This is a genomic window from Brevibacillus sp. FW306-2-1A-C05A, from assembly GCF_058781555.1.
Genome location: NZ_JBYSWV010000014.1, coordinates 1 through 15,952, shown reverse-complemented (window position 1 = coordinate 15,952; position 15,952 = coordinate 1). Strand labels below are relative to the sequence as shown.

Genomic DNA, 15,952 nt, shown 5'->3' with positions numbered 1-15,952 from the left:
GAGGAAGTCTACCCTCACCTCGGCGTTCGCATTGTCTATGAAAATAAGGACTAAGCGAACACTTCTTGCGCGTGCCCGCTTAGTCTTTTCGCTTACAGCTTTTTCACCAAAAACTTGTACACCCCGTTCTCTACTTCATGAGCCACCAGCTCGTTATGGGTCTGCTTCACCCATGCGGTAAAGTCCTGGAGCGATCCTTTGTCCGTCGAAAGCACTTCCATGGTTTGCCCCGGCTTCAGCGTATCCAGCGCCTTTTTCGCTCTCACAATCGGCATTGGGCAAGCGAGACCTTTTGTATCTACGACGATATCTGCCATGTCTGTTTTCCCCCTTATTTATCGTGAACGGCGCAACGATTCGGCCCCGTTTCCATCTCACGCTGCTCTTCTTCGTCCGGCTGCAATCTGCCCATGTTGACTTGACGGATTTCCTGATAGGCGTTAGGCTGCGGCGGCAACTGCTCGGTAACGACGCGCCGGAACTCGGCTTCATTCGCAATGTTCAAGCCTGGATTGTCTCGGTACAAATCGCCCAAGCGCGCTGATACGACTCCATCCGGCCCCAGCTCGACATAGCTGCCAAAATGAGCGGGCAAAACCAGCAGCTCTTTGGACAGCCCTTGATAACGATTATACAAGGTGTCGCGCAGGTCTCCTACCCAATCTTGCGCTTTGCCAGCCAAATCGGGCCGCCCGATTGATGCCACGAACAAAATGTCGCCTGTGAGAAAGTACGTGTCGTCTACAAGCAAGGACGTGCTGCCGATTGTATGTCCCGGGGAATAGATCGGCAAAATCGAGATGCTGGTCGTACCAACCTGGATGACCTTGCCTTCCTCCAGCTTTTCGTATGCAAACGTGACTTCCTCCGCGTCTTTTTCCGGGAGCCAGTACGTAGCGCCTGCGCTTTCCGCCAGCTTCCTGCCGCCTGATATATGGTCGGCGTGCAAATGCGTGTCAATCGTATGGGTAATGGTCAGGTTGCGCTCTTTGGCAAACGCTTCATAGACGCCTGTCATGCGCACGGAATCGACAATGGCTGCTTCCTGGCCGGAGACGATCATATAGGACAGGCACCCTTTTCCGATGCGGACAAATTGATAAATCTCCCCGCCATCGCGCAAGTCGCCCACTTTGACAGGCTCCAGATGCTCGCTCCACTCCTTCATCCCGCCTTGCAGGTAGTACACGTCACGCAGTCCCGTTTCCGCCAGTTGCTCCGCCACGAAAACGGACGAGCCCTCCTTGGCGCAGACCACGAGTATTTTTTGATTCACCGGGAGCTTGCCGACGATCTCTTCCACTCCGTCCATCAGCTCGAAATACGGGGCATTGACGCTCTCGACCCGGTGGCCTTCGATGCGCCAGTTTTCATAATCCTCTCTGTTGCGCACGTCGAGAATGAATAGCTCCTCCTGCGCAAAAAGCAGCCGGGTCAATTCGTGCGCGGTCATTTTTTTCACTTTTGTTTGTTGGTGTTGCAGGTTGCTCATGCCAATCTCCCCCTCACTGGTTTTCTACCGGGCCACCCCAACCAGCCATGCCCGGAACGACGTTTTTGACACGGGAAAAGCCTTTGCCCGCAAGCAACTGGCACGCCAGATCGCTGCGGTTGCCAGAACGGCAAATGACAAACATGTCGCGGTCCGTCGGCAGCTCATCGAGATGCTGCTCCAATACCCCTAGGGGTATTGATTTGGCCGCAGGAATCCGTTGGAACGCGTATTCGGCAGGTTCACGCACGTCTATCAGCAGAAACGGTTCCGGGGATTGAAGCCTGGCTTGCAGCTCTTCGTTCGTGATCGTGTACGGGTATTTCCTCTCTGCCTTCGTCTCCTGCGGACTGGCTTTTCTGAGAAAATGCCTCATAACATCACCCTCCTGGATCGAGCCTAAATAGTGGTGCCCGGTATTGTTTGCCCAGCCCTTCATGTCAGCGAGCGAACCTTTGTCAGTAGCTTGCACCTCAATGACCTGGCCTGGAGCGATTTGTTCCATCGCTTTTTTGGTGCGGACGACAGGCATCGGGCAAGCCAGCCCTTTGCAGTCCAAAACCTTATCGACAGAAAAATTCGGTCGTGCTTGTGCAGACATGCTGTGTTTCCTCCTTGCGTTTTGAATGGGGTTTTTGGTTGAAAGACAGGTTTCGGTTTACAGCGTCTGTTTTATACATATACCCCTATGGGTATTATAATATGTGCAGAGGTTTTCTTTGTCAACAGGGATTCGCTTTGTTTTTGGCAAGGGGGTGTTGTCCGGTGCAAGGGTGACAGGTGACGGCTGGCGGGCTGTTGCTGGCGGCTGTCACGAATCCGTCCATTCCGGCATTTTGTTGATTTGTCTGCGGAGGAAACGGATGTGTACGTGGTAGACAAACAGTTTGCGTGAACGTATGTGCGGACGCATGAGGCGGGATGGTGTGGGCCTTATTTTTGCAGGAGGTGAGGAAACAAAAAAGACAGCTTTCGTTCACTGTCCTTTTGACATTCATTTGATGCTGGATTTGTTCGGCAATAAGTAAAACAAAAATATGCCCTCGACAATGGAGAACAAGTCATTGTAATAATAATTAGGGAATCGGGTTTGATGCTGTTTATTAAGCTTTTCCGTTACATATAATCTGGAGTTGTCGGAAAAGACAATGGTTGCTCGTTGGGCGAATATCGAGCTTCGCATGCCTGTGCCGTCCGTGTCATGTATAAATTGTATCGCATGTCCAAAAGTCTTTTTCAAAACCTCCAAATTTGTGGCAGGGTTGCCGATCATAAATCACCAATCTCTTTAAGAAGGGATTTCCATTCCTTTCCTTCCCTCGCCCAAATCCAATCCTCGGAGTCATCCGGATTTCCTTTTTCGCTTACGACCTCTTGATATGGCTTCGCATAGCGTTTTTCAAAGTAATTTATCGTCTCTACTATGAAGCGGATACGACTTAAATTCCCGCCATGAGAAGGAGAAGACAATTCCCCCATTTTCTCTTTTTGTTCATAGATTTCAACTATTTCACGAACCGGGATTCTTTCTTCTGTCGGTGAGATCCACAACGTATTTTCACATATTCGCGCTTGCTTGTTTCTCCGGGAGCGCTCTACTCCAACAAAAAATGACCCAACGGATTTATCCGTTGAGCCACTTTGTAAGCGGAGAGAGTGGGATTCGAACCCACGCACGCCTCACGACGCCTAACGCATTTCGAGTGCGTCCCCTTATGACCACTTGGGTATCTCTCCATATTTGTTTGTCAGAAACATTACTAACTATAGCAAATCCGAGAAAAAAGTGCAAGAGCCAACTTCTGTGCTTCCCCTTGATTTGCTCGCCGCATTAGGCCAAACTAATAACAACACCTAGTATGGGGATTTTTGACCAGAAGAAAAGCGAGGAACATACATGAAACGAGAACGTTTGGACAAGGTGCTGGCGAATATGGCGTTCGGCACACGCAAGGAAGTGAAGGCGCTGGTGAAGCAAGGACTGGTCGTCGTGGACGGCGTGGTCGCGACCGATCCGGGCATGCACGTCATTGCCGAAGAGCAGGATATCACCGTAGACGGGGAGCCGCTCAACTTCAAGCGCTGGGTTTACGTCCTGTTAAACAAACCCCCTGGGGTAGTTTCCGCGACCGAAGACAATGTGCATCAAACCGTAGTCGACCTGCTTCCTTATGAATGGGCGGTCAAGGTGCACCCGGTAGGCAGGCTGGACATCGACACAGAAGGGCTGCTGCTTTTGACCAACGACGGCCAGCTTTCACACAGCCTGCTGTCCCCGAAAAAGAAAGTGGACAAGGAGTATTTTGCCCGCATCGACGGCCCGGTCACAGAGCGGCATGTACAAGAGTTCGCCAAAGGGGTGGAACTGGAGGATTTCACCACGCTGCCTGCAAAGCTGGAAATTTTGTCTTCGGGAGAAACTTCCGAGGTACGCGTGACGATTATGGAAGGAAAGTTCCACCAGGTAAAACGGATGTTTGCCGCCTTCGGTCTGCATGTCACCTACCTCCAACGCATCCGCATGGGCCCGCTCCACCTCGACCCGGCACTCGCTCCCGGTGAATACCGCGAGCTGACCGAGGAAGAGCTGCACCTGCTGCAAAACGTAAACAAATAATTAGGCGCCAGATGCCCGGCATGCTGCCTGCAAGCGAGCCGGACGGCGCCCGCGACAGTCGGATCAGCACTTTTCCGACTGTCTTTTTTTGCGCAAACCGCGGAAAAAGTCTTTGAGCATCTGGGCACATTCCTCCGCCAAAACGCCCGCCAAAACAGGCACCTGGTGATTGAAGCGCGGCTCGGCCAGCAGATTCATCAATGTCCCGGCACACCCTGCCTTTGGATCGCCCGCTCCGTACACTACCTGCTCGATGCGGCTTTGCACGATCGCCCCGGCGCACATCGGACAAGGCTCTAGTGTGACGTACAGCGTGCAGCCGATCAGCCGCCAGCCGCCCAGCCGTTCGCTGGCCTCGCGGATCGCGATCATTTCCGCGTGCAGCGTAGGGTCTTTTTGCGTTTCCCGCAAATTGTAGCCGCGCCCGACAATTTCCCCGTCGCGGACGATGACAGCGCCAATCGGCACCTCGCCGAGCGCCGCCGCCTTTTGCGCTTCTTCCATGGCGGCTCGCATGTATGCTTCGTGTTTGTTTGCTTCCATCACGATGGTTAAAACTCCTTTATAGACATTTTCAAATTACGGTCAGAGAACAGCCTGCCTTTTCCCGGTCGATTGTGCGCTTGTATGCGCTTGCCGGCAGCATGGCATTCGATCACTTGAAGCGCTAGGAACGCTTCACATGACCAGCCAATCCCCGCATAAATCAGCAGCAATCCGGGCAAATTGTGGCATCGCGAAGTTTTTGTCCATACCTGCTCACATACTCTCTGCGAGATTACATACATTAATGATGTACGGAAGATGTTTGTAATTCACAGATAGCCTCTATCTGGAGGGATGCGAGTGGGCTTAACCTCTGCAAGCACTTTGTTTGATCGTTTTCACAGTCCGACGAGAGGACAACTGGCGAAAGAAGACGTGTTTTCCCACATTGAACAAACTCTCTCTTCAATGAATGGACCGTTTGAGATTATTGTGGGAGCCGATTCCCAGTTGAAAAGTCGCGGAACGTTTTTCGCCTTGGTCATTACGGTGATTCGCCCCGGACATGGTGGGACCTTCTTTTATCACAAGTTTCAGGAACGGCGCTATTCATCCTTGCAGCAGCGGATTTTTCAAGAGGCCATGTACGCGGTAGGTCTGGCTACGGAGGTTCGGCAATATTTGCGCGATCATCAGCTCGATGCCCCCATCCGCTTGCACTTTGACATCGGCAGGAATGGCCCTACCCGTAAGTTTATCCAGTCGCTTCTGAGCCTAGCAGAAACCAACCACTTCCGGGCGGAAATCAAACCAAACTCCTTCTGTGCGTCTACGATTGCTGACAAGTTCACGAAGTAATGAAGAGCATCCATTCTTCCTTGAACAAAGCGTGCAGGCGGATTGCTGTTGGACGCATCCGCCCGCTTTGTTTGGATTCTTCGCTCATCGGGTCACGTACTTCTGGACAAGCAGGCGAAAATCCTTCTGCCAGGTCCATAACCGGATACATAGACTGTTTTTTGGTACACATCCTGTATAAAACAGGGTGATTGACAACGCTCGGGCATGTAAGCTATTATAAGCATTAATTGAAGCGTTTTCACAAGGCGTGTTACTGGTAATGCAGGCATGAGCCGAGAAGATCTTTTTCTTGAAAAAGGTTTTTTCGGCTCTTTTTTGTCTAAAGGTGGTGGAATTACGTGTCCCGTGAACAGGAAAAAACATATGCGATTACGCGTGTGTTGAACCATAACGTCGTACTGGTGGAAGAACCCGGCACCAAGCTGGAAATTGTGCTGTTCGGAAAAGGAATCGGTTTTGGCGCAAAGCCTGGGAACACGATCCCCGCCCATGACCCTCGTGTGGAGAAGCGCTTCAGGCTGGAAAATGAAAGCCACCAAAAACAGTACCAAACCATACTCAGTCAGGTCGATCCTGCTGTGGTAGGGATCGCGGAAGAAATTATCGCGCTCATCGCCAGTGAAATTACACCGCAGCTCAACGAACACGTCCACGTCGCTCTGCCCGACCATATCCAGTTCGCGATTTACCGCTTGCGCAACGGCATGGAGATCGTGAATCCGTTCCTGTTTGAAATCCAGACGCTCTACACAAAAGAGTACACGCTGGCAAAACGGGCAGCGGACATGATTAAAAAGGCATTCGATCTGGATATTCCAGATAGCGAAATCGGTTTTCTCGCCTTGCACATTCACTCGGCGATCAGTTACTTGCCTGTCAAAAAGGCGGTACAGTTTACGAACGTCATCAGCGAATTGGTCAGCATGATCGAGCAGCGGACAGACAGAACCATCGAACGAAGCACCGTCGATTACGTCCGGCTCATTACCCATCTGCGTTTTGCTGTGGAGCGCATCCGCCAGCAAAAGACCATTCACAACCCGCTTCTCGACCGGGTCAAAACGACGATTCCGGAAGCCTACGAGCTGGCGTCCGAGCTGGCTGCCTATATTTCCAACCGGCTGGAGGTCACTGTCCCGGAAGACGAGGTCGGCTACATGGCCTTGCATGTTTATCGCTTGTTGCAGCAACAACCGTAATCCCACAAATTCAAATTGATGATAATCCTGCGTGTTACTAGTTCGACTAGGCATGAGCGGTGAGATCATACGGACATAGTAAGTATGTCGTCGTATGGATCAGACCGTCTCATGCCTATTTTCGTTCAGACGCAAAAGGAGGAACTTATGCTACGCAGTCTGTTTTCCCGTAAAAAACAACAACAAGAAATCACTTTCCTCGCTCCTTTGACCGGGAGTGTTGTCCCTTTGTCGGAAGTGCCCGATCCCGTCTTTGCCGGGAAGGTCGTAGGCGACGGCGCTGCGATTCTGCCTGCGGAGGGCGTCTTGTACGCTCCTGTCGACGCAAAGGTCACTCATCTGTTCCCTACCCATCACGCCATTGGCTTGTCGACAGACAGCGGCGTGGAGCTGCTCATGCATATCGGGATTGATACCGTGAAATTGCAGGGCAAAGGCTTTACCCCGTTCGTCTCGGTAGGTGACCAGGTGAAAGCAGGCGACAAGCTGATTCAGTTCGATATCGCCGTCTTGCAGGAGGCAGGATGCCCGATCGTCACCCCGATCGTCATTACCAACGGCGATGTCGTCGCGGAAAAAAACGTGGTAGCACAAGGCAATGTCGCGGCAGGCCAGGAGCCGCTGATGACTGTTGTCCTGAAATAGAAGAAGCACCTGTTGGGGGAGGTACACCATGATTCAATTCGAAGTAACGGTCACGGTTGAAGGCGGGCTGCACGCTCGCCCGACCGCTCTTTTGGTAAATCGCTCGGCGCAATCCCAAGCGAAAATCACCTTGAGCAAAGGTGACAAGCAAGCGGACGGCCGCAGCATTTTGGGGATCATGACCTTGGGCGTGACCCAAGGCGACAAGCTGATCGTCTCGGTGGAGGGAGAAGATGAGGAAAAAGTAGCTTCCTCGCTCCAGCAATTTTTTGAACAGTCTTTTGAGAGCGAATGAGCGGTGAAAGAAGGTGAAACAGGCATGTTGAAAGGAATCCCGGTTTCTTCTGGCATCGCGATCGCCCCTGTCGTCATTTTGGCACACGATGCTCCGGCTGCTCCGGCTGTGACCGCGCAAGGCGCGCCGGCAGACACAAGCAAAGAGCTGGAGCTGCTCGCCAGAAGCGTGGAGCAGTCGCGCGAACAGTTGGAAAAGTTGAGAGAGCAAACAGAGGAGCAATTAGGCGCAGAAAAAGCAGCGATTCTCTCCGCGCATATTGCTTTTCTGGAGGACCCCGCTTTTGTCGGGGAAATGACCTCTCTGATCGAAAACAGGCAGGTGGCCGCTGCTGCTGCCGTACAGCAAGTGTCCGACCAGTTTGTCGCCCTGTTTGAAAGCATGGACGACGCCTATATGAAAGAACGGGCGGACGATATTCGCGATGTGAGCCGCCGCCTGATTCGCAACCTCTCCGGCACAGGACAGGAGGCAGTCTTCCCGGAAGAACCGTTTATTTTGGCCGCGTGGGATGTCACTCCTTCGGAAACGCTGCAGCTTCCGCTCGCATTTGTGCGGGGCATTGTCACGGCAAAAGGCGGCGCGACCTCGCACGCAGCGATTTTGGCCCGTTCTCTGGGGATTCCGGCTGTCATGGGCGCCGGGGAACAACTGCTGGAAAAAGTAGCTGCTGGCAGCCTGCTGATTCTCGATGGCGCTACAGGCGAGCTGATCGCAGCGCCAGACGCGAAAACATTGGCACGCTACGAGGAAAAAGCCGCCAAGGAAGCCGCTGAGCGTGCAGCCTACGCGGTATTGAAGGAATTGCCCGCCGAAACGATCGACGGCCATCGCGTTCATTTAATGGCCAACATGGCGGTTCCCGAAGAGGCAGCAGCGCTCGCCGCTTCCGGCGTAGAAGGAATCGGTTTGTTCCGCTCCGAGTTTTTGTTCATGGACCGCAGCACGCTGCCAGACGAGGAAGAACAGTTTGCGGCCTACAAGCAGGTCGCTACAGCCTTTGGCGAAAAACCTGTCATCATTCGCACGCTCGACGTCGGCGGCGACAAGCATTTGCCGGCTCTCGAACTGCCGCAGGAAGATAATCCGTTCCTCGGCTTTCGGGCGATGCGCATTTCCCTGGCCCGGCCAGAGCTGTTCCTCGTTCAGTTACGGGCGCTATTGCGCGCCAGTGCCTTTGGACGCCTGCTCATCATGTTCCCGATGATTTCCCACCTGGAGCAGTTGCGGCAAGCCAAGCAATTGTTCGAACAGGCAAAAGCGGAGCTGCGGGAAAAAGGGATCGCTTTTGACGAACAGATCGCAGTCGGCATGATGATGGAGATTCCGGGCGCTTGCCTGCAAGCGGACGCCTTTGCCAAAGAGGTAGACTTCTTCAGCATCGGGACCAACGATCTCGTGCAATACACGCTCGCCGTAGACCGAATGAACGCGAACGTAGCCAGCCTCTACAGCTACTACCACCCTGCGGTGCTGCGCCTCATCTCGCACGTCATCGAAGCCTCTCACCGCGCGGGAATATGGACCGGGCTATGCGGAGAGATGGCGGGCGATTCGCTCGCGACCGAGCTTTTGCTTGGCCTGGGCCTCGACGAGTTCAGCGGTGCGGCCTCGGTAATGCCAAAGGTCAAGGAGCGCATTCGTGCCACAAGCATGGAAAAAGCGAAGCGACTCGCAGAGTACGCTCTGACGCTTTCGACCGTGGAAGAGGTCGTGCAGTTTTTGCGAGACAAAACCGAATAAACGGTTTTGTCCCTCATTGTTTGTAAGCGATTTCACCGTTCTTTTTCCGATCAAAACAGTTTCTCTCCGGCCTGTTTGTTATGTCCTCATCTCTTGTACTCATCCGGAGAGCAGCTTTTTTGATAGACATCTCATTCCAAGGAGGTTTTACTTATGCTTGCCTTTTTGCAACGGATTGGGAAAGCACTCATGCTTCCCGTCGCCACCTTGCCAGCAGCGGCGCTTTTGCTCCGCTTTGGCGCCATCAACTACGTGACTGAATTTCGTCTCGGCGAATCTGTTGGCGGTTTTTTGAATCAGTACATCGCGCCCTTTTTGTTCGCAGGCGGATCGGCCATCTTTGACAACCTGCCGCTGATTTTCGCCGTCGGTGTCGCGATCGGGCTTGCCGGGGATGCCGTCGCCGCACTGGCTGCCGTGATCGCCTACATGGTGTTAACCTCGGTGCTTTCCAAAGTTCCCGCTGCCATGCCGTTTATCGCGGACGACGTCAAGCTGAACATGGGAGTGCTTGGCGGTATTTTGGCGGGCGGAGTCGCTTCCTACTGCTACAACCGCTACCATAACATCAAGCTACCGGAGTGGCTCGGATTTTTCGGCGGCAAACGATTCGTACCGATCATCACTTCGCTTAGCATGGTTATCATCGGTCTGTTGTTCGGGATCATCTGGGGTCCGATCCAGGACGCGCTCAACAATATGGGGAACTGGATTGTCAGCCTTGGCGCTCTTGGAGCAGGTCTGTTCGGCTTCTTTAACCGTTTGCTCATTCCATTCGGTCTGCACCACGTGCTCAACGCAATTGCCTGGTTCCAGATTGGCGATTTTACCGACACGACCGGGAAAGTCGTACACGGCGACCTGCACCGCTTCTTCGCTGGCGACAAATCAGCAGGCATGTTCATGACAGGCTTCTTCCCGATCATGATGTTCGCGCTGCCAGCGGCCGCCTTGGCCATCATTCACTCAGCCAAGCCGGAAAAACGCCAAGCAATCGCTTCTGTGTTCATCGGTACCGCGCTCGCTTCCTTCCTGACCGGGATTACCGAGCCGTTGGAGTTCGCGTTCATGTTCGCCGCTCCGCTGCTGTATGTGCTGCATGCGATTTTGACCGGGGTTTCCGGGTATATCGTGACCGCGATGGGCATCAAGCACGGATTTGGCTTCTCCGCGGGTCTGATTGACTACGGACTGAACTTCCCGCTCTCCACAAACGCATGGTGGATCATTCCGATCGGTCTGGCGTTTGCCGTCGTTTACTACTTCCTGTTCCGTATCCTGATCGTCAAGTTCAACATCAAAACGCCGGGGCGCGAAGACGATGAAGTAGTGGAAAGCGCAGCTTCCGGCAGCAACTCCACGCAGGAAAAGGCGCTAAAAGTGCTCGCCCTCATCGGCGGAAAAGAAAACATCGTCAGCGTCGACGCGTGCATTACCCGCCTGCGCCTCGTGCTGAAAAACGACAAGATCGTCAATGAAAAAGGGTTGAAAGACCTGGGGGCAGCAGGAGTCATGAAGCTCGGCCAGGGCAGCGTGCAGGTCGTCTTCGGGACGCAGTCCGAGCTGTTGAAGGACGAAATCAAAAAGCTGTAGGCTTTGCTTTTCCCCAATAAATATGCCCGGTATTGGCAACAGCCGTACCGGGCTTTTTCGTATTGGCATAGAGTCCCCTCGTTCGAATGAGATGCTTGGTTTTGCCTGCCTCATGAACCCGGAAAAAATGACGCAGCTTCTCTAAAAATGCCGGGCATTGGAGCCAACGAGCGCCCGTTCTGACGGGAACAGCTCCTTTTGCTCCAACTCGGTTTCAAACCGCATGAGCCGATCCAAAAATCCTGCGCATGCCGATTCGCTGTATGGCGCCATCATCTCGATTTCGTAGGATAATGTTTTTTTCCATAATTCAAGCTGTCTCCTATTCGCCTCCCATGCTTCCAATTCCACCCACCCCTTATCTGATATACCTTTGCTAAAACAACAAAAACAAACTCATAAAAAGTTCATTCAGGCTACATTTCAGCTTCTTTGCTAAAATCGGCAGATGGTTTGCCTTGAAATCGTACTCTCCCTTCTCGTACTTCAAGTATGTGGAAGCATTGCGAAAACCGAGTGACTCCGCCATTTCCTGCAGCGTGAGCTTGCACTCACTCCTACGTTTTGCGATAAATGGGAGGTTTAGACGTTCCATATTCAGTTTCCCTCTTCCTTTGCAGAAATGGCAAATATTTATAGTTACATGATATCGTTTCAATTTCAGCAAAGTCAACACATTATTTGTCGTTTTAGCAATCTTGTTTTTTCCGTTATGGAAAATTGTTAGAATGATATTGCCAAAACGAAAAAGGTGGTTTCACGATGTCCATAGTCGGTCAAAGGATAAAATGGCTGCGCGAGCAAAAGCAGTGGTCACAAATCCAATTAGCTGAAAAGCTTGGCATTCACAACACAGTTTTGTCGCGAATTGAATCGGGCGAAAAGAAAGGCGTAGATTCCCAGTTGATCTCCAAAGTCGCCGACCTGTTTGACGTATCGACCGATTACCTTCATGGAAGAACAGATAACCCCACGCCATTTTGGCGGCAAGCATCTGTGCGGGAAACACCTATTCCCTTCTTGGACATAGACGGGTTAACGGAAGAGGAACTTACCGAAATCAAGCGGCATATCGAATTTGTAAAATGGAAATCGAGACAGAACGGGTCGCAAGAAGACAACTAGAGAACCGTGAAAACCTCTCTCCAACCTGATCGTGGAGGGGCAAACGGACGCTGAAGCGCTTCGTCATCGCGTTCAAATGGTATAGGCATTAGAAAACCCCTGGGCCACAGGGGTTTTTGCGTGGAATGAAATACGTACAACACAGGCTCCGTCAACAGCCCGGCGAAGCCTTTTTTTCATGTATGTTCTGCTTTACTCTGCGCTGTCGTCTGGTCCAGCTCAATCCAGCTCTGGGCCCATGATTCGATCCCCTTGATTACTGGCTCCAGAGCCTTCCCCATCTCTGTCAAAGAATATTCTACCCGTACAGGCGCCGAGTCTGTAAACACTTGCCGATGCACAAGCCCTTCTTTTTCGAGGTCTTTCAGCCGTTCAGAAAGTAGCCTTCCGCTTACCGGCAGGGCCCCTTCCAACGCACAGAAACGCTGTGGTCCAGAAAGCAACTGGTACAAGATTAACCCTGTCCATCGTTTTCCCAGCAGTTGCATGCCTTTTTCAAACTTCGGACAGAGGGAAGACTGTTTCATTCGTATCACCTCATTCTCCTTTCAGTATACCGCTCTTTCTTCAATCCATCAAAATGAATGATTACTTTGTGCCTAATAATTCGCACTTTCCAGCGTTTGTAAATTTTCCATAACGTATTGACATATACAATAATTAATATATACTTACTAACGAAAAGTAACTATGTTACTGATATAAACTGATTCGGAGGTAATCATACATGGAAAATCGTTTTGAATGGAGCGCTCTTGTTTTGCGCATCGTCGTTGGCCTTACGTTTGCCATCCACGGCGTCGCCAAATTTCAGATGGGACTCGAAAACGTGGCCGGATTCTTTGGCACGCTGGGATTGCCTGCATTTATCGCCTATCTGGTTGCTTTCCTGGAGGTTGTCGGCGGGATCGCCCTGATCGCCGGACTTGGCACTCGCGTCTTTTCCGCCGCGCTGGCTGTCGTCATGATTGGTGCCGTTGCCAAAGCAAAGCTGGCAGCCGGCTTCATGGGTGGAGAAAGCGGCGCTGGCTATGAGCTGGAGCTTGCGCTGTTCGCCATCCTGCTCGCGCTCAGCATTAGCGGCAGCTCCAAGTTTGGACTCGATCAAATTTTGTTTGGAAAAAGATCGGTTGAGTAAGGTGTAGCGTAGCCTCTTGATCCCACGCAAAAAAGCCAGTGAGCAAAAGGCGGTGTGTCTGCCTTCTCCACTGGCTTTTTCACAATGGGCCGGAACCGGGGAGCCATTAAAATTTTTGCGGGAACTCATCCAGCATTTTTTTGTTGATGATCCTGATCTTTTCTGGCGGCGAGTTCTTGTTTTCCGCACTGATAAACACCGAGTTGTCCCCCGCTTCATACAGAAGCAGATACTCCCCGTCTACCATGCTTTCGCCTTCATCTACAGGCGTACCCCATCCCTGCTGAATCGTTTCCAGTGTGGCCGTCCCCAAGCGACTGCCCTCCAAGTCAATCGCATATACGCGATCCGCCCCGTCAAAAAAGACGATGCCATCGTCCAGTTTTTCCAGGACAGCATACTGCCCGCCATCCAAGAAGTCTTTCTTGACCACCGCGCCGTACCGCTTGACGACTTCTTCCTTTTTCATTCCGATTGAAATATCGAAGCCGTTGATTTCGTTATTTGCGAGCAGCTTTAAAAAGTTGTCGTCTAAAATCAGTTGCGCTGTTAAACCCGGCTGCTCTGCTGGCAATGGCTTCTCGTTGTTCGCTTCGTTTTGCCCCGCTCCGTTGTTCTCGTTTTGGACAGGGGACTCTGGTTTTGGCTGCTGCCCGTCTGTCGGTTTGGCCTCCGGGGGCACGGGAACACTCGCCTCGGGGGAACAGCCGATTGCAAGTATGCTCGCTGTCATTACGGCCATTGCCATACATACTAATCGTCTCATGGGTCATGCCTCCTGCTTTATCTTTTCATCGCTGCAACATTTTTACATTTTTAGAGTCGAACTAATAAGAACGGAGGTGCTAGCTATGCCTGTCTGGTTACTGGTCACAATCATTTGCGTGGGTCTTTTGCTGATTGGGAGCTTAGTCGATTGGAGAGCGAAAAGGAAGAAGCAAACATTGCTCATCGACAATAACAATCGCAATTCGCTCGATGAAGGATATGATTCAAGAGGGCGGGATGATTTTCACTAATGTTAGTACGTTGTTTGATGATGTTTTGTTTCCAAAAAAAAAAACGATTTTTCTGAACGTTACTTTGTTTTCAATTGGCTAAAAAACGGAGTGATCCACAAAGGTATTTTCGTCCATTAGCATTTAGAATTCTAGATGATCTGTATATAAATGTCAGTCAAGCAGACGAGACTACTTTTGACTCCCGAGTGATTCCTTCCTTGAAATCACTCGGGTTAATCTTAATCAAGACTTTTTCTGTAAATATCCTTGTACCTGGTTTCATACTCGCAAACAATGGATAGTTCTTTTGCATGAAATGACGTAGAAATCCCATATTCAATAAGATAGGAGAAATATTCCTTAGCTAGTGAAAACAGATTATCTATCAATTCTTTCTCTGGTAGTTCAACCTGTACAATCCTGTTTCCGTCTCTTGTTGCTGTCAACAACAGCTTATTTTCACCTGTTTTCCTCAAACCAATTGTGATTACACTTAACCCGTAAACGTTATCGCTAATTGCTTTTTCAGCACTTAGGTAGTAATCCTCAACCAATGCAATCAGTTGCGTGAGCAGCCTGGCTTCGCAAAACCGGAAATCAGATACTTGTTTACCCTGACTCGTAATCACCAGTGCTTCCATAAAATTGCTATCGCTTGGATCAATAGCTCCCTGAATTTCAGTTTTGTTTTGAATAGGGATAAGAACTTTTTCGATACAGCGAAAATCGATGTTATCTGAGGGGAGAGTAATGTATAGCTTCATATCAATCATATTCATAGGAACTCCCTTATCTTATTTTTCGTTATATTCCACACTATAGTACGGTATTTTCGCGATATTTTTCGTGAAATGTGAGAAAGAAGCCTTATCCATTCTAGATAAAGGCTTTCTTTTCGTTGGGATTTGTTATCTATTCCGCTTGATTATAACTAATAGGGAATACAGAAACCACACGCTCACCTGACATGATGACTCTGTATACCTTGCCTTTATGATATCCATCATATGGGATTACTTTTTTGTTATTGATGTTTTTCGCCATTTCCTTCCCGTTAAACGAATAATCAATCACGCTTTCAATAACATCTTCAACGTAAGAGAATTCAGTACCCGGATTAAAAAATGAATTTTTTGCCTTTTGATATGTACTAAATGTCGACCAGTACTCTGGGAAGTGTCTCGTAACAATGTGCAGCATTCCCATAGTTACGTCCCCATAGGCTAAGTACACTTGTTCTGAACTATTCGGTAAATCATAAAACCTAATGATAGCCGAAGATTTTGGTAATCCTTCTCCTCGATCACGAATGTCTCCTCTATCAAAAGTGCCATTGTCCAGATAGTACTCTTTTAGAGCCTCACCCGCTTTATCTGGATCTTCTTGGTCAAAGAAAAGTTCATCTCCATTTTTTAATATGAATTTTATGTTTTGAATACAGGATAATCCTGGCAACTGTGTTTATGACTCCTCCTCTTCTTAGTTCGTTTTTACTTTCAGATTGATTTACGCCAATATCTTCTGTTCTTTCGTTCAACTTAATTAAAGACTCGTCGGACTCTTCGTTCAAGTGCTTGACACCCTTGTACGCTTCGGCCTGAACTTGTGTTTCGCTTGTTATTGCTGTTTGACTTTTGCTTGCTGAAACTGGTGTGACAGCAAGCGCAAGCATAGAAAAAGCAAGGAATGCAGAAAGGAATTTTTTCATTTTGTACAACCCTTCTAAAAATGTAATTTTTTACAAGGCAAAATATAAC

At 50.4% G+C, this 15,952-nt stretch carries 21 protein-coding genes and 1 tRNA gene; 9 read left to right on the top strand and 13 right to left on the bottom strand.

All coding sequences use genetic code 11. From position 1 onward, the window contains the following. Positions 1-92: 92 nt before the first annotated feature. The 5 genes from AC3WJN_RS10840 to AC3WJN_RS10820 form a co-directional block, all read right to left on the bottom strand. A complete protein-coding gene (locus AC3WJN_RS10840; protein WP_007776275.1) occupies positions 93-317 on the bottom strand; it encodes a sulfurtransferase TusA family protein in 225 nt (74 codons plus the stop codon). 14 nt (positions 318-331) lie between these two features. After that, the gene (locus AC3WJN_RS10835) at positions 332-1,492 is read right to left on the bottom strand and encodes an MBL fold metallo-hydrolase (protein ID WP_007776271.1); all 1,161 of its coding nucleotides are present in this window, start codon (positions 1,490-1,492) and stop codon (positions 332-334) included. A 13-nt stretch (positions 1,493-1,505) separates the two neighbouring features. Then, positions 1,506-2,093: a sulfurtransferase TusA family protein gene (locus AC3WJN_RS10830; protein WP_007776268.1), complete on the bottom strand. Its 588-nt coding sequence runs from the start codon at positions 2,091-2,093 to the stop codon at positions 1,506-1,508. 668 nt (positions 2,094-2,761) lie between these two features. Further along, complete coding sequence (locus tag AC3WJN_RS10825; protein WP_005830562.1) at positions 2,762-3,169, bottom strand: hypothetical protein; 408 nt, start codon at positions 3,167-3,169, stop codon at positions 2,762-2,764. Then, a tRNA-Ser gene (locus tag AC3WJN_RS10820) sits at positions 3,141-3,229 on the bottom strand. The genes AC3WJN_RS10825 and AC3WJN_RS10820 overlap by 29 nt, the downstream gene beginning before the upstream one ends. A gap of 160 nt (positions 3,230-3,389) precedes the next feature. Between AC3WJN_RS10820 and AC3WJN_RS10815 the strand changes: the two genes are divergently transcribed. Further along, entirely contained in the window at positions 3,390-4,109 is a 720-nt protein-coding gene (locus AC3WJN_RS10815) for a pseudouridine synthase (RefSeq protein WP_005830564.1), read from the top strand. Positions 4,110-4,172: 63 nt separating this feature from the next. On the opposite strand, the gene tadA is transcribed toward AC3WJN_RS10815, so the two are convergent. Then, on the bottom strand, positions 4,173-4,652 hold the full coding sequence (gene tadA / locus AC3WJN_RS10810) for a tRNA adenosine(34) deaminase TadA (RefSeq protein WP_035988327.1): 480 nt from the start codon (positions 4,650-4,652) through the stop codon (positions 4,173-4,175). 303 nt (positions 4,653-4,955) lie between these two features. Here tadA and AC3WJN_RS10805 point away from each other — a divergent pair, with 303 nt between their 5' ends. The 6 genes from AC3WJN_RS10805 (at position 4,956) to nagE (ending at position 10,931) form a co-directional block, all read left to right on the top strand. Further along, positions 4,956-5,453, top strand: coding sequence for a ribonuclease H-like YkuK family protein (locus tag AC3WJN_RS10805; protein ID WP_005830569.1), 498 nt, complete (start codon positions 4,956-4,958; stop codon positions 5,451-5,453). A 341-nt stretch (positions 5,454-5,794) separates the two neighbouring features. After that, positions 5,795-6,655, top strand: coding sequence for a glucose PTS transporter transcription antiterminator GlcT (gene glcT, locus AC3WJN_RS10800; RefSeq protein ID WP_005830572.1), 861 nt, complete (start codon positions 5,795-5,797; stop codon positions 6,653-6,655). Between the two features lie 147 nt (positions 6,656-6,802). After that, a complete protein-coding gene (locus AC3WJN_RS10795; RefSeq protein ID WP_007776262.1) occupies positions 6,803-7,300 on the top strand; it encodes a PTS sugar transporter subunit IIA in 498 nt (165 codons plus the stop codon). 28 nt (positions 7,301-7,328) lie between these two features. Further along, on the top strand, positions 7,329-7,595 hold the full coding sequence (locus AC3WJN_RS10790; RefSeq protein WP_197187092.1) for an HPr family phosphocarrier protein: 267 nt from the start codon (positions 7,329-7,331) through the stop codon (positions 7,593-7,595). Positions 7,596-7,619: 24 nt separating this feature from the next. Further along, entirely contained in the window at positions 7,620-9,338 is a 1,719-nt protein-coding gene (gene ptsP, locus AC3WJN_RS10785) for a phosphoenolpyruvate--protein phosphotransferase (RefSeq protein ID WP_221843006.1), read from the top strand. A 153-nt stretch (positions 9,339-9,491) separates the two neighbouring features. Next, the gene (nagE, locus tag AC3WJN_RS10780; RefSeq protein ID WP_026556980.1) at positions 9,492-10,931 is read left to right on the top strand and encodes an N-acetylglucosamine-specific PTS transporter subunit IIBC; all 1,440 of its coding nucleotides are present in this window, start codon (positions 9,492-9,494) and stop codon (positions 10,929-10,931) included. 141 nt (positions 10,932-11,072) lie between these two features. Here nagE and AC3WJN_RS10775 read toward each other — a convergent pair whose 3' ends face one another. Both AC3WJN_RS10775 and AC3WJN_RS10770 read right to left on the bottom strand, forming a co-directional pair. After that, positions 11,073-11,282: a hypothetical protein gene (locus tag AC3WJN_RS10775; protein ID WP_237716569.1), complete on the bottom strand. Its 210-nt coding sequence runs from the start codon at positions 11,280-11,282 to the stop codon at positions 11,073-11,075. Between the two features lie 25 nt (positions 11,283-11,307). Further along, positions 11,308-11,526 carry a helix-turn-helix domain-containing protein gene (locus AC3WJN_RS10770; RefSeq protein WP_005830585.1) on the bottom strand — a complete coding sequence of 73 codons (219 nt, stop codon included), beginning with the start codon at positions 11,524-11,526 and terminating at the stop codon, positions 11,308-11,310. A 167-nt stretch (positions 11,527-11,693) separates the two neighbouring features. Here AC3WJN_RS10770 and AC3WJN_RS10765 point away from each other — a divergent pair, with 167 nt between their 5' ends. Further along, positions 11,694-12,056 (top strand): helix-turn-helix domain-containing protein, encoded by a 363-nt coding sequence (locus AC3WJN_RS10765; protein ID WP_005830587.1) that lies wholly within the window; start codon positions 11,694-11,696, stop codon positions 12,054-12,056. 176 nt (positions 12,057-12,232) lie between these two features. Here the strand turns inward: AC3WJN_RS10765 and AC3WJN_RS10760 are convergent, their stop codons facing one another. After that, on the bottom strand, positions 12,233-12,583 hold the full coding sequence (locus tag AC3WJN_RS10760; protein ID WP_005830589.1) for a winged helix-turn-helix transcriptional regulator: 351 nt from the start codon (positions 12,581-12,583) through the stop codon (positions 12,233-12,235). Between the two features lie 200 nt (positions 12,584-12,783). On the opposite strand from AC3WJN_RS10760, the gene AC3WJN_RS10755 reads away from it, so the two are divergent. Next, positions 12,784-13,194 carry a DoxX family protein gene (locus tag AC3WJN_RS10755; protein WP_025848840.1) on the top strand — a complete coding sequence of 137 codons (411 nt, stop codon included), beginning with the start codon at positions 12,784-12,786 and terminating at the stop codon, positions 13,192-13,194. A 106-nt stretch (positions 13,195-13,300) separates the two neighbouring features. Here AC3WJN_RS10755 and AC3WJN_RS10750 read toward each other — a convergent pair whose 3' ends face one another. The 4 genes from AC3WJN_RS10750 to AC3WJN_RS10735 form a co-directional block, all read right to left on the bottom strand. Further along, the gene (locus AC3WJN_RS10750) at positions 13,301-13,960 is read right to left on the bottom strand and encodes a hypothetical protein (protein ID WP_492329262.1); all 660 of its coding nucleotides are present in this window, start codon (positions 13,958-13,960) and stop codon (positions 13,301-13,303) included. A 474-nt stretch (positions 13,961-14,434) separates the two neighbouring features. Continuing rightward, positions 14,435-14,968, bottom strand: a complete 534-nt coding sequence (locus AC3WJN_RS10745) for a hypothetical protein (RefSeq protein ID WP_157179487.1) — start codon at positions 14,966-14,968, stop codon at positions 14,435-14,437. A gap of 139 nt (positions 14,969-15,107) precedes the next feature. Beyond that, positions 15,108-15,650, bottom strand: a complete 543-nt coding sequence (locus tag AC3WJN_RS10740) for a hypothetical protein (RefSeq protein WP_007776239.1) — start codon at positions 15,648-15,650, stop codon at positions 15,108-15,110. Beyond that, positions 15,595-15,903, bottom strand: a complete 309-nt coding sequence (locus tag AC3WJN_RS10735; RefSeq protein WP_007776236.1) for a hypothetical protein — start codon at positions 15,901-15,903, stop codon at positions 15,595-15,597. Before AC3WJN_RS10735 ends, AC3WJN_RS10740 begins: the two co-directional genes overlap by 56 nt. Between the last annotated feature and the right edge of the window lie 49 nt (positions 15,904-15,952).

Bases quoted from the DNA above. Each gene is read 5' to 3' on its own strand.
- AC3WJN_RS10840 (WP_007776275.1), bottom strand. From the start codon at position 317: ATGGCAGATATCGTCGTAGATACAAAAGGTCTCGCTTGCCCAATGCCG.
- AC3WJN_RS10835 (WP_007776271.1), bottom strand. From the start codon at position 1,492: ATGAGCAACCTGCAACACCAACAAACAAAAGTGAAAAAAATGACCGCG.
- AC3WJN_RS10830 (WP_007776268.1), bottom strand. From the start codon at position 2,093: ATGTCTGCACAAGCACGACCGAATTTTTCTGTCGATAAGGTTTTGGAC.
- AC3WJN_RS10815 (WP_005830564.1), top strand. From the start codon at position 3,390: ATGAAACGAGAACGTTTGGACAAGGTGCTGGCGAATATGGCGTTCGGC.
- tadA (WP_035988327.1), bottom strand. From the start codon at position 4,652: ATGGAAGCAAACAAACACGAAGCATACATGCGAGCCGCCATGGAAGAA.
- AC3WJN_RS10795 (WP_007776262.1), top strand. From the start codon at position 6,803: ATGCTACGCAGTCTGTTTTCCCGTAAAAAACAACAACAAGAAATCACT.
- AC3WJN_RS10790 (WP_197187092.1), top strand. From the start codon at position 7,329: ATGATTCAATTCGAAGTAACGGTCACGGTTGAAGGCGGGCTGCACGCT.
- ptsP (WP_221843006.1), top strand. From the start codon at position 7,620: ATGTTGAAAGGAATCCCGGTTTCTTCTGGCATCGCGATCGCCCCTGTC.
- nagE (WP_026556980.1), top strand. From the start codon at position 9,492: ATGCTTGCCTTTTTGCAACGGATTGGGAAAGCACTCATGCTTCCCGTC.
- AC3WJN_RS10770 (WP_005830585.1), bottom strand. From the start codon at position 11,526: ATGGAACGTCTAAACCTCCCATTTATCGCAAAACGTAGGAGTGAGTGC.
- AC3WJN_RS10765 (WP_005830587.1), top strand. From the start codon at position 11,694: ATGTCCATAGTCGGTCAAAGGATAAAATGGCTGCGCGAGCAAAAGCAG.
- AC3WJN_RS10760 (WP_005830589.1), bottom strand. From the start codon at position 12,583: ATGAAACAGTCTTCCCTCTGTCCGAAGTTTGAAAAAGGCATGCAACTG.
- AC3WJN_RS10755 (WP_025848840.1), top strand. From the start codon at position 12,784: ATGGAAAATCGTTTTGAATGGAGCGCTCTTGTTTTGCGCATCGTCGTT.
- AC3WJN_RS10750 (WP_492329262.1), bottom strand. From the start codon at position 13,960: ATGAGACGATTAGTATGTATGGCAATGGCCGTAATGACAGCGAGCATA.
- AC3WJN_RS10745 (WP_157179487.1), bottom strand. From the start codon at position 14,968: ATGATTGATATGAAGCTATACATTACTCTCCCCTCAGATAACATCGAT.
- AC3WJN_RS10735 (WP_007776236.1), bottom strand. From the start codon at position 15,903: ATGAAAAAATTCCTTTCTGCATTCCTTGCTTTTTCTATGCTTGCGCTT.